This window comes from Pseudonocardia sp. DSM 110487 (assembly GCF_019468565.1).
Classification (GTDB): domain Bacteria; phylum Actinomycetota; class Actinomycetes; order Mycobacteriales; family Pseudonocardiaceae; genus Pseudonocardia.
Window position 1 is genome coordinate 4912226 of record NZ_CP080521.1, and the last position, 15341, is coordinate 4927566.

Here is a 15341-nt window from a genome sequence, read left to right on the forward strand (position 1 = left end):
AGCATGACCCTGAGCACGCCACGCAGACCCCGCATCGCCATCGCCGGCATGGCGATCGAGTCGTCGGCCTACGCCGCGCACCGCGCCGACCACCGGGACTTCCACACCTCCACCGGCGACGCGCTGGTCGCCCGGTACCCGTTCCTCGCGCCCGCCTCCCCGCTGCGCGAGGCCGCCGAGTGGCTGGGCGTCTTCTACGCCCGATCCATCCCCGGCGGCGCCGTGCGGACCGAGGTCTACGAGGACTACTGCGAGCGGATCGTCACCGGCCTCGCCGCGCTGCACGCCGAGCGGCCGCTCGACGGGATCTACCTCGACGTGCACGGCGCGATGAGCGTGGTCGGCATGGACGACGCCGAGGGCGACCTCGTCACCCGCGTGCGCGGCGTCGTCGGGACCGACGTGCTCATCGGCGCGACGATGGACCTGCACGGCAACATCTCGCCGCGGTTCTTCGACCAGGTCGACCTGCCCACCTGCTACCGGCTCGCCCCGCACGAGGACGCCTGGGAGACCCGCGAGCGCGCGGCCCGCAATCTCGTGGCCCAGGTCCGCGTGGCACAGCTCCGGGACGGCGCCCGGCCGGTCCGCGCGTGGGTGAAGGTGCCGATCCTGCTGCCGGGCGAGAAGACCTCGACCCGCGTGGAGCCCGCCCGCAGCCTGTACGCCTCGCTCGCCGACGTCGAGCGGCGCGCCGGCGTCCTCGACGCCTCCATCTGGATCGGCTACGCCTGGGCCGACGAGCCGCGCTGCCACGCGAGCGTGATCGTCACCGGGCACGAGGCCGACGTGGTGCGGGCCGAGGCAGAGGGGATCGCGCGCCACCTGTGGTCGGTGCGCGAGGACTTCACGTTCGTCGGCCCGCCCGGCACGCTCGCCGACGGCGTGGCGGCGGCGCTGGCCGCGACGGAGACGCCGTACCTGGTCAGCGACTCCGGGGACAACCCCGGCGCGGGCGGCAGCGGCGACGTCACGTGGACGCTCACCCGGCTGCTCGGCATGCCCGAGCTCACCGGCGAAGACGCACCGCTCGTCTACGTCGCCTCGATCTTCGACGCCGCCGCGATCGAGGAGCTCGCCCGCCATGCGGTCGGCGACGAGGTCGTCGTGGTGGCCGGTGCCCGCGTGGACAACCGCGTCAGCGGCCCCGTCCGCATCGCCGGCACGCTGCTGAGCCTGACTGCGGGCGACCCGCACGCCGGGCGGATCGCCGTGATCGCCGTCGGCGGCCTGCGCGTGATCGTGACCGAGTTCCGCAAGGCGTTCCACGCCGCCGGCGACTTCCGCGCGCTCGGGCTGGAGCCGACCGAGGCCCGGGCGATCGTCACGAAGATCGGCTATCTCGAACCCACCCTGTACGACCTCGCGCGCGGCTGGACGCTCGCGCTGACCCCGGGACCGGTCGACCAGGACCTCGAACGCCTCGGCCACGAGCGGATCGCGCGGCCGATGTTCCCCTTCGACGCGTTCGACGCCGACCCCGACCTCACCGCGAGGGTGTCGGCATGAGCGAGCTTGCGAGCGAACCGTCGATTCGGCGCCTCGTCCTGGAGCTCGCGGTCCAGGACGTCCGGGGGATCGGGGTCGCGGCCCGGGTCCGTCCAGCCCGGATCGAGCTGTGCACCGCACTGGCCCTGGGCGGGCTGACCCCGCCGGGGAGCCTCATCGACGCCGCCGTGGCCGCGCGGGACGCGGGTGGCCCCGGCGTGCACGTCCTCATCCGGCCACGCTCCGGCGGGTTCACCTACGACGCCGACGAGCTGGCGGTGCTGCTCGCCGACTGCCGCGCTGCCGCCGAACACGGCGCGGACGGGATCGTCGTCGGTGCGACCACCACCGGCCCCGACGGCACACCGGTGCTCGACCTCGACGTGATCGCGCAGGCCACCGAGGCCGCCGGGGACCTCGACGTCACCGTGCACCGGGTCGTCGACACGCTGCCCGATCCCGCCGCCGCCGTCGCCGCCCTGGTGGGCACGGGCGTGCGCCGCGTCCTCACCTCGGGCGGTGCCGCCGCCGCACCTGATGGTGTGCCCGTCCTGCGGGCCATGGTCGCCGCCGCGGGCCGGATCGAGGTGATGGCCGGCAGCGGGGTGACACCGGCGTCGGTTGCGACGCTCGCGGCCGCCGGGGTGGACGCCGTGCACGCCTCCGCCAGCCGCGTGCACGCCGACGAGACGGGCGTGAGCCTCGGGTCCTCGCCCGACGCCGGGCGTTTCACGACCACCGACCCCGAGCTCGCCGGCCGGCTGCTGGCCGCGGTGCGCGAGGTCGCACCATGACGGATCACGTGTTGGGGATCGACTACGGCGGCACCTCGACCAAGCTGCTGATCGCGGCGGCCGGGGTGCGGGAGGCCGTCCCCGTGGCGGAAGCCCGCGTCCCCACGCCGCGCGGCGCGGGCGCGCTGGACGAGCTCGCCACGCTCGTCGAGACGTTCGTCGCCGACCGGAGCGTGCGCGGCGCGGCGGTGACCGTCGCCGGCATCGTGGACGACCGCGGTGTCGTGGTGACCTCGAGCAACCTGCCATGGCTGGCGGGCGTCGCGATCGGGGACGTGCTGCGCGCGAGGCTTGGCTTCGCCGTCGTGCCCGTGCACGACGGCCGGGCGGCGGCCCGCGCCGAGGCGGTGCTCGGAGCCGGGCGCGGGCACGAGGACACCTACGTCGTCGCCCTCGGCACCGGCGTGGGCAGCGCGCACGTGGTGCGCGGCGTGGTGGAAGCCGGCGCGCACAACGCGGCCGGCGAGATCGGGCACATCAGCCAGAACGAGCACGGCCGGCTGTGCTCGTGCGGGCAGCGCGGCTGCCTCGAGACGTTCATCGGCGGTGCGCACCTCGCCGGCCGGTGGCGCCAGGTCGTCGCGGCCGAGGGCTCCGCCTCGCCCGAGGAGCTCGAGGCGCTCACCGCGCAGGACCTCGTGGCGGCCGTCCGAGCCGGACACCCCGCGGCTGCGGCGATCCTCGCCGAGGCGACGACCGCGCTGGCCCGCGGGCTGCTCGGCATGATCGCGACCGTCGATCCCGGGCGCGTGGTCATCGGAGGCGGGCTGGGTCAGGCGCCCGACGTCATCCTCGAGCCCACCGTCGAGCAGCTGCGGGCGCGCGCGACCTTCCACCAGGTCCCGCCGATCGTCCCCGCGACGCTCGGCCCCTGGGCGGGGGCATGGGGGGCGGCGCTCACGGCCGACGAGCTCGCGCCCGTCGACGTGGGAGGCGTCGCCGTCTGATCTGATCGAGGGCAGTCCCGAAGCCCCAGCTTTCCCCGGCGTCGAGGTCCGTCGGGAACGCCCGACTACGGGGGCAGCACCTGCTGGCACTGCTCGACCACCTGCTCGACCAGCCCGCTCGCCCGGATCCCGCGCGGCAGGGCGGCGACGAGCGAGTTGGTCCCGATGTCCTCGACGATGGGCAGGAACCGCAGCGGCCGGCCCTCGTGGCTGCTCGCCACCTCGGTCATCAGCAGCGCCCAGGCCAGCCCCCGCCCGACCAGCGCGCGCACCGTCAGCACGTCGGTGCTGCGGTAGGCGATCTGCGGGACGACCCCGAAGCGGGCCAGCAGGGCCTCGTTGAGGAAGCTTGCCGGCTCGACGTTGAGCAGCGCGCCGGGGTGGTCGGCGAGGTCGGCGAGACGCACGTCGGGCCGCGCGGCGAGGGGGTGGTCGGCGGCGACGGCGACCTTGAACCGGCGCTCGCGCAACAGGGTCGGCTCCACCTCGGGCTGCAGCTGCATCTCGTAGAGGAAGCAGACGTCCACCTGGCCGCGCAGCAGGCGCTCCTGCAGCACGGCGGCGGAGCCCTCCATGATCTCCAGCTGGGCGTCGGGGAACCGGTCGCGCAGCAGGCCGGCGACCTCCGGTACGACCTGCGCGGACACCGAGGGGAAGCACCCCACGGTCAGCCGCCCGGTGCCCGGGTGCCCTGCGAGCTGCCGGACGTCGTGCAGCACCCCGCGGGCCCGGGTCGCCGCCGCACGCCCGGCCGCGGTCAGGTGAACGCCCTTCGCGGTGCGCCGTACGGCCAGCTGCACCCCGAGCGCGCCCTCGAGCTCCCGCAGGGCCTGGCTGATCGCGGCCTGGGAGACGTGGCAGCGGACCGCGGCCCGGGAGATCGACTCGTCCTGGGCGATCGCGACCAGGTACTCGAGCTGCCGCAACGTCACGTCCTTCACAAGTGGAGCTTATGCTCTCCGGCAGCAGAATCAGCTATGCCTGATACCGCTGGTGGGCGACAGTGCTGCTGGAGGTGCGGCTGCCGCACGTCGAGCACGACACGAAGGAGTGTCATGTCCAGCCCTCATGTGGTGACCCTCGGGACCGCGGGCGGTCCGCGGTGGTGGGAGCGTCCCGGCGCCGCTGCCGCGCGGAGCGGGATCGGCACGGCGGTCGTCGTGGGCGAGGCCGTGTACCTCGTCGACGCCGGCCAGGGCACCGGCCGCCAGCTCGCCCGGGCCGGGCTGCCGCTCGACCGGGTCCGCGCGCTGTTCCTGACCCACATGCACTCCGACCACGTCGCCGACCTGGTCCCGCTGCTGCTGTTCGGCCTGTTCGAGCGCCCGGACCCGGCCGCTGCGCCGATCGAGGTGCACGGTCCCGGCCCGCGCGGCGGCCTGCCGCCGCTGTCCCCGCACGCGACCGGGCGACCGGCACCGGTGGCGCCGGCCAACCCGACCCCGGGCACGGTCGAGATGGTCGATCTGCTGTGCGCGGCGCACGCGACCGACCTCAACGACCGGATCTTCGACTCGTTGGCCCGGCGACCCGCCGACCTGATTGCCGTCCACGACATCGCGCTGCCGCCGGGCACGGGCTTCGCCGCCGACGCCCGGGTCGCCCCGGTGATGGAACCGTTCGAGGTCCACCGCGACGACGTCGTCGTCGTCACCGCGATCCTGGTCGAGCACCCGCCCACCGCCCCGGCATTCGCGTTCCGGTTCGACACCGCCGAGGGTTCGGTGACGATCTCGGGGGACACCGCGCCCTGCGCCAACCTGGTCCGCCTCGCGCGGAACACCGACCTGCTGCTGCACGAGGCCATCGACCTGGCCGCGATGGGCCGCCGCTACGCCGACACCGCCATGCGGCGCGCGACGATGGCCCACCACGGCCGCGCCCACACCACCGCCCGCCAGGCGGGCGAGCTCGCCACCCAGGCCGGTGCCCGGGTGCTGGCCCTGCACCACCTGGTGCCCGGCGACGCCCCGGCGTCGGCGTTCTCCGCAGCCGCCGTCGAGACGTTCCGCGGCCCGGTGCTCGTGCCCGACGACCTGGACGTCATCGCGCTCGCGACCGGCCGCCGGACGGAGGTGGCGTGATGACCGGCACCGACAGCGCACCGGCCGCCCGGCGGGTCGATGCGACCCCGGAGGAGATGCGCCGGATCCTGGCCGCCAGCTTCATCGGTACCGCGATCGAGTACTACGACTTCATCCTCTACGCGACGGCCGCGAGCATCGTCTTCGGTTCCGTGTTCTTCACCGGGGTCGGCCCGGGGGTCGCGCAGGTCCTCGCGTTCGGCACGCTCGCCGCCGGCTACTTCGCCCGCCCGCTCGGCGGCATCGTGTTCGGCCACCTCGGCGACCGGCTCGGCCGCAAGTCCATGCTGGTCGTGACTCTGGTGTTGATGGGCCTGGTCAGCACGCTGATCGGCCTGCTCCCGACCACCGAGCAGATCGGTGTCGCGGCGCCGCTGCTGCTGGTGCTCCTGCGGATCCTGCAGGGTGTCGCGGTCGGCGGGGAGTGGGGCGGCGCCATGCTGCTCGGCTTCGAGCGCGCGAAAAAGGAGTCCCGCGGCTTCGCCGCCTCCTTCGCCTACATGGGCGCCCCCGCCGGCACGATCGCCGGGACCCTGGTGCTCAGCCTCGCCTCGACGCTGCCCCGGGAGGACTTCCTGTCCTGGGGCTGGCGGCTGCCGTTCGTCTTCAGCGCGGTGCTGGCCGGAGTGGGGCTGGTCATCCGGCTCAAGACCGCCGAGTCGGCGGTGTTCCAGGAGGCCGTGCAGGCGGTGGAGGAGAAGCGGGTGCCGGTCGGCGAGGTCCTCACCCGCTACCCCCGGCGGCTGCTGCTGGCCATCTCCGCCGGGATCTCGGGGCAGGCCGCGCAGGGGCTGATGGGGGTGTGGGCGCTGGGCTACGCCGTCACCCAGCTGCAGCTCTCGCCCACCGGTGTGCTCAACGTGAAGGCCCTCACCGGCGTCTGCGTGATCGCGGTGGTCGTGGTCGCCGCACGCCTGTCGGATCGGATCGGCCGCCGGCCGGTGATGCTGGGTGGGAACGTCGCCGCGCTGCTGCTCGCCTTCCCGATCATGTTCCTGCTCGATGCGGGCAGCGTCTGGACCGTGTTCCTCGCGCTGCTCCTCGGCCTGGCGGTGATCCAGGGTTTCGTCGCCGGGCCCTACGGGGCCTTCGCGGCCGAGCTCTTCCCGACCCGGATCCGCTACACCGGGACCTCGATGGGCTACCAGATCGCCGCGGCGCTCGGGGCTGGTCTCATGCCGGTGATCGCGTCCTCGCTGGTGCTGGTCGGCGGGGGATCGCTGTGGCTCGTCGCGGTGGCCTGGATGGGCATGACCTCGATCAGCCTGGTCGCCATCGTCGTGGCGAGCGAGGGCAAGGACCGCGACCTGCGCGCCATCGGCTGACTCAGCGGGCGAGCAGCGCGCCGCACGGCCGTCATCCGGCGACCAGGGGACCGGACGCTCTTCGGGACACGCATCAGGGGGCGGGGAGGGCGTTCAGGAGGGTGCCCGGGCCCGTCGTGGCGGCTCCCGAGCCGCGGACCTGCTCCCGGAGGGCGCGGTCGGCCGTCACGACGATGACCGCGGCGCCGCTGCCGTCGACAATCAGGTCGGTGGCCACTGCCACGATCATGGAGTCGCCGTCGGCGCGGGCGCGGACGATCGTGAGCGCCGGATGGCTTGGCAGGTCCTCGACCCGTGCCGCGGCGCCTTCCAGCACCAGGTGCACGCGCAGATCGGCGCCCGGGTGACCGAACGCCTCCGCGAGCCCGAACCGGTCGGTGGTGAGCGCGGCCACGATTCGCCCGGCCAGCCGGCGGGCCGCGCCCTCCCGGTCGCGCCACCAGCCGTCGGGCCGGGATCCGACGACATTGGCGCCGTCGACGATCACGTGGAGCACGATCCGCTACCCGATGTGCGGCACCAGATCGCGTGGGAGCTTGGCCGCCGCGGCCCGGTCGAGCAGCCAGCGGGTGCGCCTGCGGCCCTGCGCCCCGGCCACCGGGATCGCGACCTCGCCCGCCCCGCCGAGGGCCATCGCGACCGCCGCGGCCTTTGACTCACCGGTCGTCATGATCCACACCTCGGCGGCGCGGCGGATCGCCGGGAGCGTGAGCGACACCCGGGTCGGCGGCGGCTTGGGGCAGCCGTGCACGGCCACGACGGTGCGCTCGGTCTCGTAGACGGCGGGGGAGTGCGGGAACACCGACGCGGTGTGGCCCTCGCCGCCCATGCCGAGCATGAGCACGTCGAACGACGGCACCGGCCCGTGGTCCTCCGGCCGCGCCGCGCGCCGCAGGACCTCCGCGTACTCCTCCGCGGCCGCCTCGGCGCCCGCCGGCCCGGTGCCGGTGTCTGCGCCCATCGCGAACACCTTCGTGGGATCGACCCCGACGTGGTCGAGCAGCGCCTCGCGGGCCTGCTTCTCGTTGCGCTCCGGGTCGTCGGGCGGCACGAACCGCTCGTCGCCCCAGTAGAACTCGACCTGGCCCCAGTCGACGGCGTCCCGGGCCACGGAGGCGCGCAGCTGCTCCAGCACCGCGGTCCCGGTGCCGCCGCCGGTCAGCACGATCTTGGGCGTGGTGCCGGCCGCCTGCAGGTCGACGAGCTTGGTGACCAGCCGGGCGGCCACGGCCGCGGCGAGCACGTCCGGGTTGGCGTGGACCGCGATGTCGGGGGCGGGCATCAGGCGCCGGCCAGGGCCGGGACCTTCACCGGAGTGCGGCCGCGCGCGACCTTGCCGACGCCGGCCAGCGCGGACCCGTAGATCTCGTCCGCGTCGAGCCTGCGCAGCTCCTCGGCGAGGCAGTCGCGCACCTCCCGGCGGGCGAGCGCGACGAGCCGGTCCGGCTGCCCCGGCTGGCGCAGCGTGCCCACCTTCCCGTCGGGCCGGATGAGCTCGACGGGTCCGGAGCGCCGCTCCAGCCGCACCGACACCACCCCGGGGCCGGACGCGGCGGGGGAGCGCTTCACCTTGCAGTCCAGCCGCACCGCGAGCCAGCCTGCGAGGAGCTCGGTGGACGGGGAGACGGCCTCTCCTGCCACGACCACGTTGGTGACGGGCTCGAACGGCGGCGCGTCGAGCGCCGTGGCGAGCAGTGCGCGCCACGGCGTGAGCCGGGTCCACGTGAGGTCGGTATCGCCCTCGACGTAGTTGGCGCGGCGCTGCTCGAACGCCTTCATCGGGTTCCTCGCCGACAGGGCGTCGGTGATGCGGCGGGTCGCGAGCTTGCCGACCGGGTCCTCCGACGGGATGGTGGGTGCCTCGTCCGGCCACCACGCCACCACGGGCGCGTCGGGCAGGAGCAGTGGCATCACCATGCCGGCGCCCGCCTCCTCCGCGGCGAGCGGGCCGTAGCCGCGCAGCACGACGACCTCGCTGGCACCGGCATCGCCGCCGACGCGGATCTGGGCGTCCATCCGCGGGGCTGCCTTCCGCTGGCCGCTGGCCAGCACGATGATCCGGCAGGGGTGCTCGTGGCTCGCCGAGTTGGCGGCGGCGATCGCGTCCTCGATGCCCGCCCCGTCCTCGGTGGCGATCACGAGCGTGAGCACGCGGCCCATCGTCAGCGCGCCGCCGCTCGCCCGCATCTCCACCAGCTTGCGGTTGACGGCCGACGTGTTGCTCGAGGGAAGGTCGACGATCATGACTGCATCCTCCTCACAGCATCCTCCTCAGGGCCGGCGCCATGTGCGGCCGGTTCGGGCGAGCATCGCGCCCGCCGAGTCCGGTCCCCAGCTGCCCGCCGGGTAGGGGTCGGGGCCCCGCTCCTGCCGCGCCCATTCCTCGATCACCGGGTCGAGGATCTCCCAGGACCGCTCGACCTCGGCGTTGACCGGGAACAGCGACGGCTCCCCGAGCAGCACGTCCAGGATCAGCCGCTCGTACGCCTCGGGGGAGGCCTCGGTGAACGCCGAGCCGTAACCGAAGTCCATGGAGACGTCCCGGACCTCCATCTGGCTGCCCGGCACCTTCGAGCCGAACCGGAGTGTGACGCCCTCGTCCGGCTGCACGCGGATGACGAGCGCGTTCTGCCCGAGCTCCTCGGTCATCGTGGCGTCGAACGGGAGGTGCGGGGCCCGCTTGAAGATCACGGCGATCTCGGTGACGCGCCTGCCGAGCCGCTTGCCGGTGCGCAGGTAGAACGGCACGCCCGCCCAGCGCCGGGTGTCGACCTCGCAAGTGATGGCCGCGAACGTCTCGGTGCGCGAGTTGGGGTCGAACCCCTCCTCCTCGGTGAGGCCGCGGACGAGCTCGCCGCCCTGCCAGCCGCCGCTGTACTGCCCGCGTGCCGTGGTCTCGTCCAGGGGCCCGACGAGCTTCGTGGCGTTGAGGATCTTGATCTTCTCGATGCGCAGCTCGTCGGAGGAGAACGAGACGGGCTCCTCCATGGCGGTGAAGGCGAGCAGCTGCAGCAGGTGGTTCTGGATGACGTCGCGGGCGGCGCCGATTCCGTCGTAGTAGCCGGCGCGCCCACCCAGGCCGATGTCCTCGGCCATGGTGATCTGCACGCTGTCGACGTAGTGGCTGTTCCAGATCGGCTCGAAGAACTGGTTGGCAAAGCGCAGCGCCAGGATGTTCTGCACCGTCTCCTTGCCGAGGTAGTGGTCGATCCGGAAGACCGAGTCCTCGGGGAAGACATCGTTGACGATCTCGTTGAGCTCGATGGCCGACTTCAGGTCGTGGCCGAACGGCTTCTCGATGACGACCCGGCGCCAGCCTGCGCCGTCCTGCTTCGCCAGCCCGGAGCGGGCGAGCTGCTTGAGTACCACCGGGAACGCCCCGGGTGGGATGGACAGGTAGAACGCGTGGTTGCCGGCCGTGCCGCGGTCCCGGTCGAGAGCTTGGACGGTCTGCTCGAGCCGGTCGAACGAGTCGTCGTCGTCGAAGGTGCCGGACACGAACCGGAAGCCCTCGGCAAGCCGGTCCCACACGTGCTGGCGGAACGGGGTGCGGGCGTGCTCCTTCACCGCGTTGTAGACGACCTGGCCGAAGTCCTGGTCGGCCCAGTCGCGGCGGGCGAAGCCGGTGAGGGCGAAGCCCGGCGGGAGCAGGCCGCGGTTGGCGAGGTCGTAGATCGCGGGCATGAGCTTCTTGCGCGACAGGTCGCCGGTGACCCCGAAGATGACCAGGCTGCACGGTCCCGCGATCCGCGGCAGCCGCTTGTCCCGCGCATCGCGCAGCGGGTTGGTCCACCCCGCTGCCGCGGACGTGGCGGTGCTCATCTGACTCCTCGGTCGGGTTGATGTCATAGATCGGCGCTTGCGGCGATCATTCCAGGCTCTCCTACAGCTGCTGCACAGCCCGCGCCAAGGTGACGAGGCCCGCCACCCGGTCGGTGAAGTGCAGCCGCAGCACGCGCCGTCCGCGGGCGGCGAGCGCGGCGGCGTCGGCCGCCGCGAGCCCCTGCTGCACCGCGTCGAGTGCGGCGGCGGCCTCCGGGCGGAGGCCCGGGTCGTCGGGATCGGCGGTGAGCTGGCAGACCAGCACGTCGCCCGGGCCGCCCTTGGCATGCTGTCCGCTGCCAGGGAGGCAGCGGGGCGCCCACCCGAACGTGGTGGGCAGGCCGGTGCGGCGGGCCAGCTCGGCGCGCAGCACGGCGGCGGAGGCGTCCTCGATCCGGTCGAGGTAGGCGTGGACCGCGAGGTGGCGAGCCCCGCTGCCGTCATCCGGGTCCACCAGCGCGGCCCCGACGAAGACACGCAGCGCGTCGGCGACGGTTGCGGTGCTCGCCGGCAGCCAGTCACCGGCGTGGACGGCCACCCCCGCTTCGGTGAACGCCGGCCCGTGGTTCGTGACGGCGGCGGGCGCGGCGAGCGCGTCCGCCCGATCGGTGGGGTCGACGCTCAGCACGTGCGCCGCCGCCGCGACCGCGTGTTGCCAGGTGGCCATCTGCTCGGCCACCGATCCGCGGGTGGCGAACGTCGCTCCGGGCACGTCCCCCAGCCCGACGGCGGGCAGAGTGCCCCATTCCGGGGCATTCGGGCCTTCCACCACCACCGGCAGCGGGCCATGGCCGTCCTTGCCGAGACCGCCGGCCACGAGCTGTGCGGCCCACTCTGCGAGTGCGGGCGCGTCCGGTGCGGCGAGCGCGAACGCGGGGGCCGAGGCGAGCAGCGCACCGAGGCCGAGGGCGTCCCCGCCAGCGGTGCCGAGCTCGGCCCGGATCGCGCCCGCTTCGGCGAGCACCGCCCCGACGTCGACGCCCGCGAGCCCGGCGGGTACGAGCGCGTACCCGGTGAACGCCGCCCATGGACCGTCGACGTCGTCCGGCGCGAGTACGACGACCGTGCCGGCCGGGCTGGCGTGTTCCGGCAGCAGGGGCCCGTCGGGCGGCGTGACGACCACGGTGTGCGCCTGCGGGTCGAGGCCCTCGGCACGGAACGCCGCGTGCGCCATGTCGCGCAGCAGCCGCACCGGCTCCGGGTCCTCACCGGGCGGGACCGATACGACGAGCACCGTGGCCGCGAGCTCGCCTGCCAGTGCGTCGGCCACCTGGGGCGGGTCGGTGGTGTCGAGGACGACCAGCCGGGGATCGGACCCGGTGAGCGCCTCGGCGGCGACCCCGGTGCCACCCGCCGCGGCGAGGACGACGCGCACCTGCCCGGCCACGCGGCGCTGCTCGGCCAGCGCCGCAATCTCGCCGACCAGCGGCCGCGCCGCGCGCACGGCGCCCGTCCACCCGGGTCGGGCGACCCTGGGCCACAGGGCCGGGTCGCCGTCCGCGATGCGGGCAGCGACGTCGCCCCCGACGAGGCGCGCGAGCAGCTCCGCCTCGGATGGCACCGGTCGCGCGGTCACCCCTTGTCCCTTCCTGGCTCGCTGCTGCTAGCGCGCCTGCCGCAGCTGCTCGGTGACCGTGTCGCCGAGCTCGGTCCAGGACTTCTCGAACTTGTCGACGCCCTCGTCCTCCAGCACCCGGAACACGTCGGGCAGGTCGATACCGGCCCGCTCCAGCGCGTCGAACACCTCCTGCGCCTCGGCGCCGGTGCCGGTGACGCGGTCACCCTGCACCTCGCCGTGGTCGCCGAAGGCCAGCAGCGTCTTCTCCGGCATCGTGTTGACGGTGTCGGCGACGACGAGCTCGGTGACGTAGAGGGTGTCGGAGTAGTCCGGGTTCTTGACGCCGGTGGAGGCCCACAGCGGCCGCTGCGGCCGGGCGCCCTTGGCCTCGAGGGCCTTCCACCGCTCGGACGAGAAGACCTCCTCGAACGCCGCGTAGGCGAGGCGGGAGTTCGCGACGCCCGCCTTGCCGCGGAGCGCGAGGGCGTCGGAGGATCCAATCGCCTCGAGACGCTTGTCGATCTCGGTGTCGACGCGGGAGACGAAGAAGCTCGCCACGGAGGCGATGCTCGCGAGCTGGTGCCCGTTGGCGGCGGCCTGCTCGAGGCCATCGAGGTAGGCGCCCATGACGGCGCGGTAGCGCTCGACGGAGAAGATCAGCGTGACGTTCACGCTCACGCCCTCGGCGAGCGCCCGGGTGATCGCCGGCAGGCCCTCCGCGGTGGCCGGGATCTTGACCAGCAGGTTGGGGCGGTCCACGGCCTTCCAGAGGTCGAGGGCCTGGGCCACCGTGGCCTCGGTGTCGCGGGCGAGGCCGGGGTCGACCTCGAGCGAGACGCGCCCGTCGACGCCGTTCGTGGTCTCCCACGTGCCGCTGAAGACGTCGCAGGCCTGCTGGACGTCGGACACGGTGATCTCGCGGACGGCGTCCTCGACCGAGGCGCCTCGCGAGGCCAGCTCGCGGACCTGGGCGTCGTACGCGGAGCCCTTCGCCAGTGCCGCCGCGAAGATCGTGGGGTTGGTGGTGACGCCGACGACGTGCTTGTCGGTGATCAGCTCCTGCAGGTTGCCGCTGTTCAGGCGCTCGCGGGACAGGTCGTCCAGCCAGATGGACACACCGGCCGCTGCCAGCTGTCCGAGTCGCTCGTTGCTCATGGGATGTTCCTCCTCCAAGGAGAATGACTCAGGAAGCCTTCTCGAGGCTGCGCTTCGCGGCGGCGACGACGTTCTCGGTGGTGAAGCCGAACTCGCGGAACAGGGTCTGGTAGTCCGCGCTCGCGCCGAAGTGCTCGATCGAGACGTTCTCGCCCGCGTCGCCTGTGTAGCGGTGCCACGGCTGGGCGACGCCTGCCTCGACGCTCACCCGCGCGCGCACCGCGGCGGGGAGGACCGACTCGCGGTAGGCCTCGTCCTGCTCGTCGAACCACTCGATGCACGGCATGGACACCACCCTCGCGGCAACGCCATCGGCCTCGAGGACCTTCCGGGCCTCCACCGCGATCTGCAGCTCGGATCCGGTCGCGATGAGGATCACCTCGGGCTCGCCGGACGAGGCGTCCGCGAGCACGTAGCCGCCGCGGGCCACGCCCTCGGCGGAGGTGCCCTCCAGCACGGGCAGGTTCTGCCGGGTGAGCGCGAGGCCCTTGGGACCCTCCGGGCGCTCCAGGGTGGCGCGCCAGGCGTGCGCGGTCTCGTTGGCGTCGCCGGGGCGGATCATGGCAAGGCCGGGGATGGCGCGCAGCGCGGCCATGTGCTCGATCGGCTGGTGCGTCGGGCCGTCCTCGCCGAGCCCGATCGAGTCGTGCGTCCAGACGTAGACGACGCTCGCCTTCATGATCGCCGCGAGGCGCACCGACGGGCGCATGTAGTCGCTGAACACCAGGAACGTGCCGCCGTACGGGCGGGTGGGGCCGTGCAGCGCGATCCCGTTGAGGATCGCGCCCATCGCGTGCTCGCGGACCCCGAAGTGCAGGGTGCGGCCGTACGGGTTGGCCTTCCACATCTGCGTGGCGGTGGAGGTGGGGCCGAACGAGTCGGCGCCCTCCATCGTGGTGTTGTTGCTCTCCGCGAGGTCGGCAGAGCCGCCCCACAGCTCGGGCAGCACGTCGGCGAGCGACTTGAGCACCTCACCGGAGGCCTTGCGGGTGGCCAGGCCCTTCGCGTCGGGCTCCCAGACCGGAAGTGCCTTCTCCCAACCGATCGGGAGGTCCCGGCCGAGCACGCGATCGAGGAGCTCCTTGCGCTCCGGCTCGCGGGCGGCCCAGTCGTGGTAGGTGGCCGCCCACGCGTCGTGGGCCTCCCGGCCGCGGTCGACGACCTTGCGGGCGTGTGCGAGCACCTCGTCACCGACCTGGAAGGTCTGCTCCGGGTCGAACCCGAGGATCTTCTTGACCTCGGCCACCTCGTCGGCGCCCAGTGCGGAGCCGTGGGCCTTGCCGGTGTTCATCTTGTTCGGCGCGGGGAAGCCGATCACGGTGCGCAGCAGGATGAACGACGGGCGGTTGGTCTCCGCGCGGGCGTTCTCCAGTGCATCGAGGATGCCGGTGACGTTCTCCCCGCTCTCGACGACCTGCACGTGCCAGCCGTAGGCCTCGTAGCGCTTCGCGGTGTCCTCCGACAGCGCGATCGTGGTGTCGTCCTCGATGGAGATCTTGTTGTCGTCGTAGATCACCGTGAGGTTGCCGAGCTGCTGGTGCCCGGCCAGCGACGACGCCTCGGAGGTGATGCCCTCCTCGATGTCACCGTCGGAGGCGATCACGTAGATGTGGTGGTCGAACGGGCTCTCGCCGGCCGGCGCGTCGGGGTCGAACAGGCCGCGCTCGCGCCTGGCGGCCATCGCCATGCCCACCGCGTTGGCGAGGCCCTGGCCGAGCGGGCCGGTGGTGGTCTCGACGCCCCTGGTGTGCCGGTGCTCGGGGTGGCCAGGGGTCTGCGAACCCCAGGTGCGCAGCGCCTTCAGGTCGTCGAGCTGGAGGCCGTATCCGGACAGGTACAGCTGGATGTAGAGCGTGAGGCTGGAGTGGCCTGCGGACAGCACGAACCGGTCGCGGCCGATCCAGTCGGCGTCGTTCGGGTCGTGCCGCATGACGCGCTGGAAGAGCGCGTAGGCCAGCGGCGCGAGGCTCATGGCGGTGCCGGGGTGGCCGTTGCCCACCTTCTGCACGGCGTCGGCGGCCAGCACTCGGACCGTGTCGACGGCCTGGCGGTCCAGGTCGGTCCAGTCGTCGGGGACGCTGGCACGGGTGAGAGTCTCGATGTCGATATCGGCCACAGCTCTTCCCTCGGTTCGGATGGGGATATGCAGGCGGTACGCCCCGATGCGA

The 15341-nt window shown here is 73.5% G+C and carries 13 protein-coding genes; 5 read left to right on the forward strand and 8 right to left on the reverse strand.

Annotated elements, in window-relative coordinates; all coding sequences use genetic code 11:
* Nucleotides 1-3: 3 nt before the first annotated feature.
* The 3 genes from K1T35_RS22925 to K1T35_RS22935 are packed head-to-tail and all read left to right on the forward strand — an operon-like array spanning nucleotide 4 to nucleotide 3229.
* Complete coding sequence (locus K1T35_RS22925; protein WP_220262147.1) at nucleotides 4-1509, forward strand: M81 family metallopeptidase; 1506 nt, start codon at nucleotides 4-6, stop codon at nucleotides 1507-1509.
* A complete protein-coding gene (locus K1T35_RS22930) occupies nucleotides 1506-2282 on the forward strand; it encodes a copper homeostasis protein CutC (RefSeq protein ID WP_220262148.1) in 777 nt (258 codons plus the stop codon). The genes K1T35_RS22925 and K1T35_RS22930 overlap by 4 nt, the downstream gene beginning before the upstream one ends.
* Nucleotides 2279-3229 carry an ROK family protein gene (locus K1T35_RS22935; RefSeq protein WP_220262149.1) on the forward strand — a complete coding sequence of 317 codons (951 nt, stop codon included), beginning with the start codon at nucleotides 2279-2281 and terminating at the stop codon, nucleotides 3227-3229. Before K1T35_RS22930 ends, K1T35_RS22935 begins: the two co-directional genes overlap by 4 nt.
* A gap of 65 nt (nucleotides 3230-3294) precedes the next feature.
* Here K1T35_RS22935 and K1T35_RS22940 read toward each other — a convergent pair whose 3' ends face one another.
* Entirely contained in the window at nucleotides 3295-4170 is an 876-nt protein-coding gene (locus K1T35_RS22940; RefSeq protein ID WP_220262150.1) for a LysR family transcriptional regulator, read from the reverse strand.
* 114 nt (nucleotides 4171-4284) lie between these two features.
* Between K1T35_RS22940 and K1T35_RS22945 the strand changes: the two genes are divergently transcribed.
* Both K1T35_RS22945 and K1T35_RS22950 read left to right on the forward strand, forming a co-directional pair.
* On the forward strand, nucleotides 4285-5313 hold the full coding sequence (locus K1T35_RS22945) for an MBL fold metallo-hydrolase (protein ID WP_220262151.1): 1029 nt from the start codon (nucleotides 4285-4287) through the stop codon (nucleotides 5311-5313).
* A complete protein-coding gene (locus K1T35_RS22950; protein WP_255622441.1) occupies nucleotides 5313-6638 on the forward strand; it encodes an MFS transporter in 1326 nt (441 codons plus the stop codon). The genes K1T35_RS22945 and K1T35_RS22950 overlap by 1 nt, the downstream gene beginning before the upstream one ends.
* A gap of 73 nt (nucleotides 6639-6711) precedes the next feature.
* On the opposite strand, the gene K1T35_RS22955 is transcribed toward K1T35_RS22950, so the two are convergent.
* The 7 genes from K1T35_RS22955 to tkt all read right to left on the reverse strand — a co-directional run bounded on the left by K1T35_RS22955 (nucleotide 6712) and on the right by tkt (nucleotide 15289).
* On the reverse strand, nucleotides 6712-7125 hold the full coding sequence (locus K1T35_RS22955) for a hypothetical protein (RefSeq protein ID WP_220262152.1): 414 nt from the start codon (nucleotides 7123-7125) through the stop codon (nucleotides 6712-6714).
* A 15-nt stretch (nucleotides 7126-7140) separates the two neighbouring features.
* Nucleotides 7141-7920, reverse strand: a complete 780-nt coding sequence (pgl, locus tag K1T35_RS22960) for a 6-phosphogluconolactonase (RefSeq protein ID WP_220262153.1) — start codon at nucleotides 7918-7920, stop codon at nucleotides 7141-7143.
* Nucleotides 7920-8882 carry a glucose-6-phosphate dehydrogenase assembly protein OpcA gene (gene opcA, locus K1T35_RS22965; protein ID WP_220262154.1) on the reverse strand — a complete coding sequence of 321 codons (963 nt, stop codon included), beginning with the start codon at nucleotides 8880-8882 and terminating at the stop codon, nucleotides 7920-7922. The genes pgl and opcA overlap by 1 nt, the downstream gene beginning before the upstream one ends.
* 27 nt (nucleotides 8883-8909) lie before the next feature.
* The gene (zwf, locus tag K1T35_RS22970; RefSeq protein ID WP_220262155.1) at nucleotides 8910-10460 is read right to left on the reverse strand and encodes a glucose-6-phosphate dehydrogenase; all 1551 of its coding nucleotides are present in this window, start codon (nucleotides 10458-10460) and stop codon (nucleotides 8910-8912) included.
* Nucleotides 10461-10521: 61 nt separating this feature from the next.
* Nucleotides 10522-12036 carry a glucose-6-phosphate isomerase gene (locus K1T35_RS22975; RefSeq protein WP_220262156.1) on the reverse strand — a complete coding sequence of 505 codons (1515 nt, stop codon included), beginning with the start codon at nucleotides 12034-12036 and terminating at the stop codon, nucleotides 10522-10524.
* Between the two features lie 27 nt (nucleotides 12037-12063).
* Complete coding sequence (gene tal, locus K1T35_RS22980; RefSeq protein ID WP_220262157.1) at nucleotides 12064-13173, reverse strand: transaldolase; 1110 nt, start codon at nucleotides 13171-13173, stop codon at nucleotides 12064-12066.
* 28 nt (nucleotides 13174-13201) lie between these two features.
* Entirely contained in the window at nucleotides 13202-15289 is a 2088-nt protein-coding gene (gene tkt / locus K1T35_RS22985) for a transketolase (RefSeq protein ID WP_220262158.1), read from the reverse strand.
* Between the last annotated feature and the right edge of the window lie 52 nt (nucleotides 15290-15341).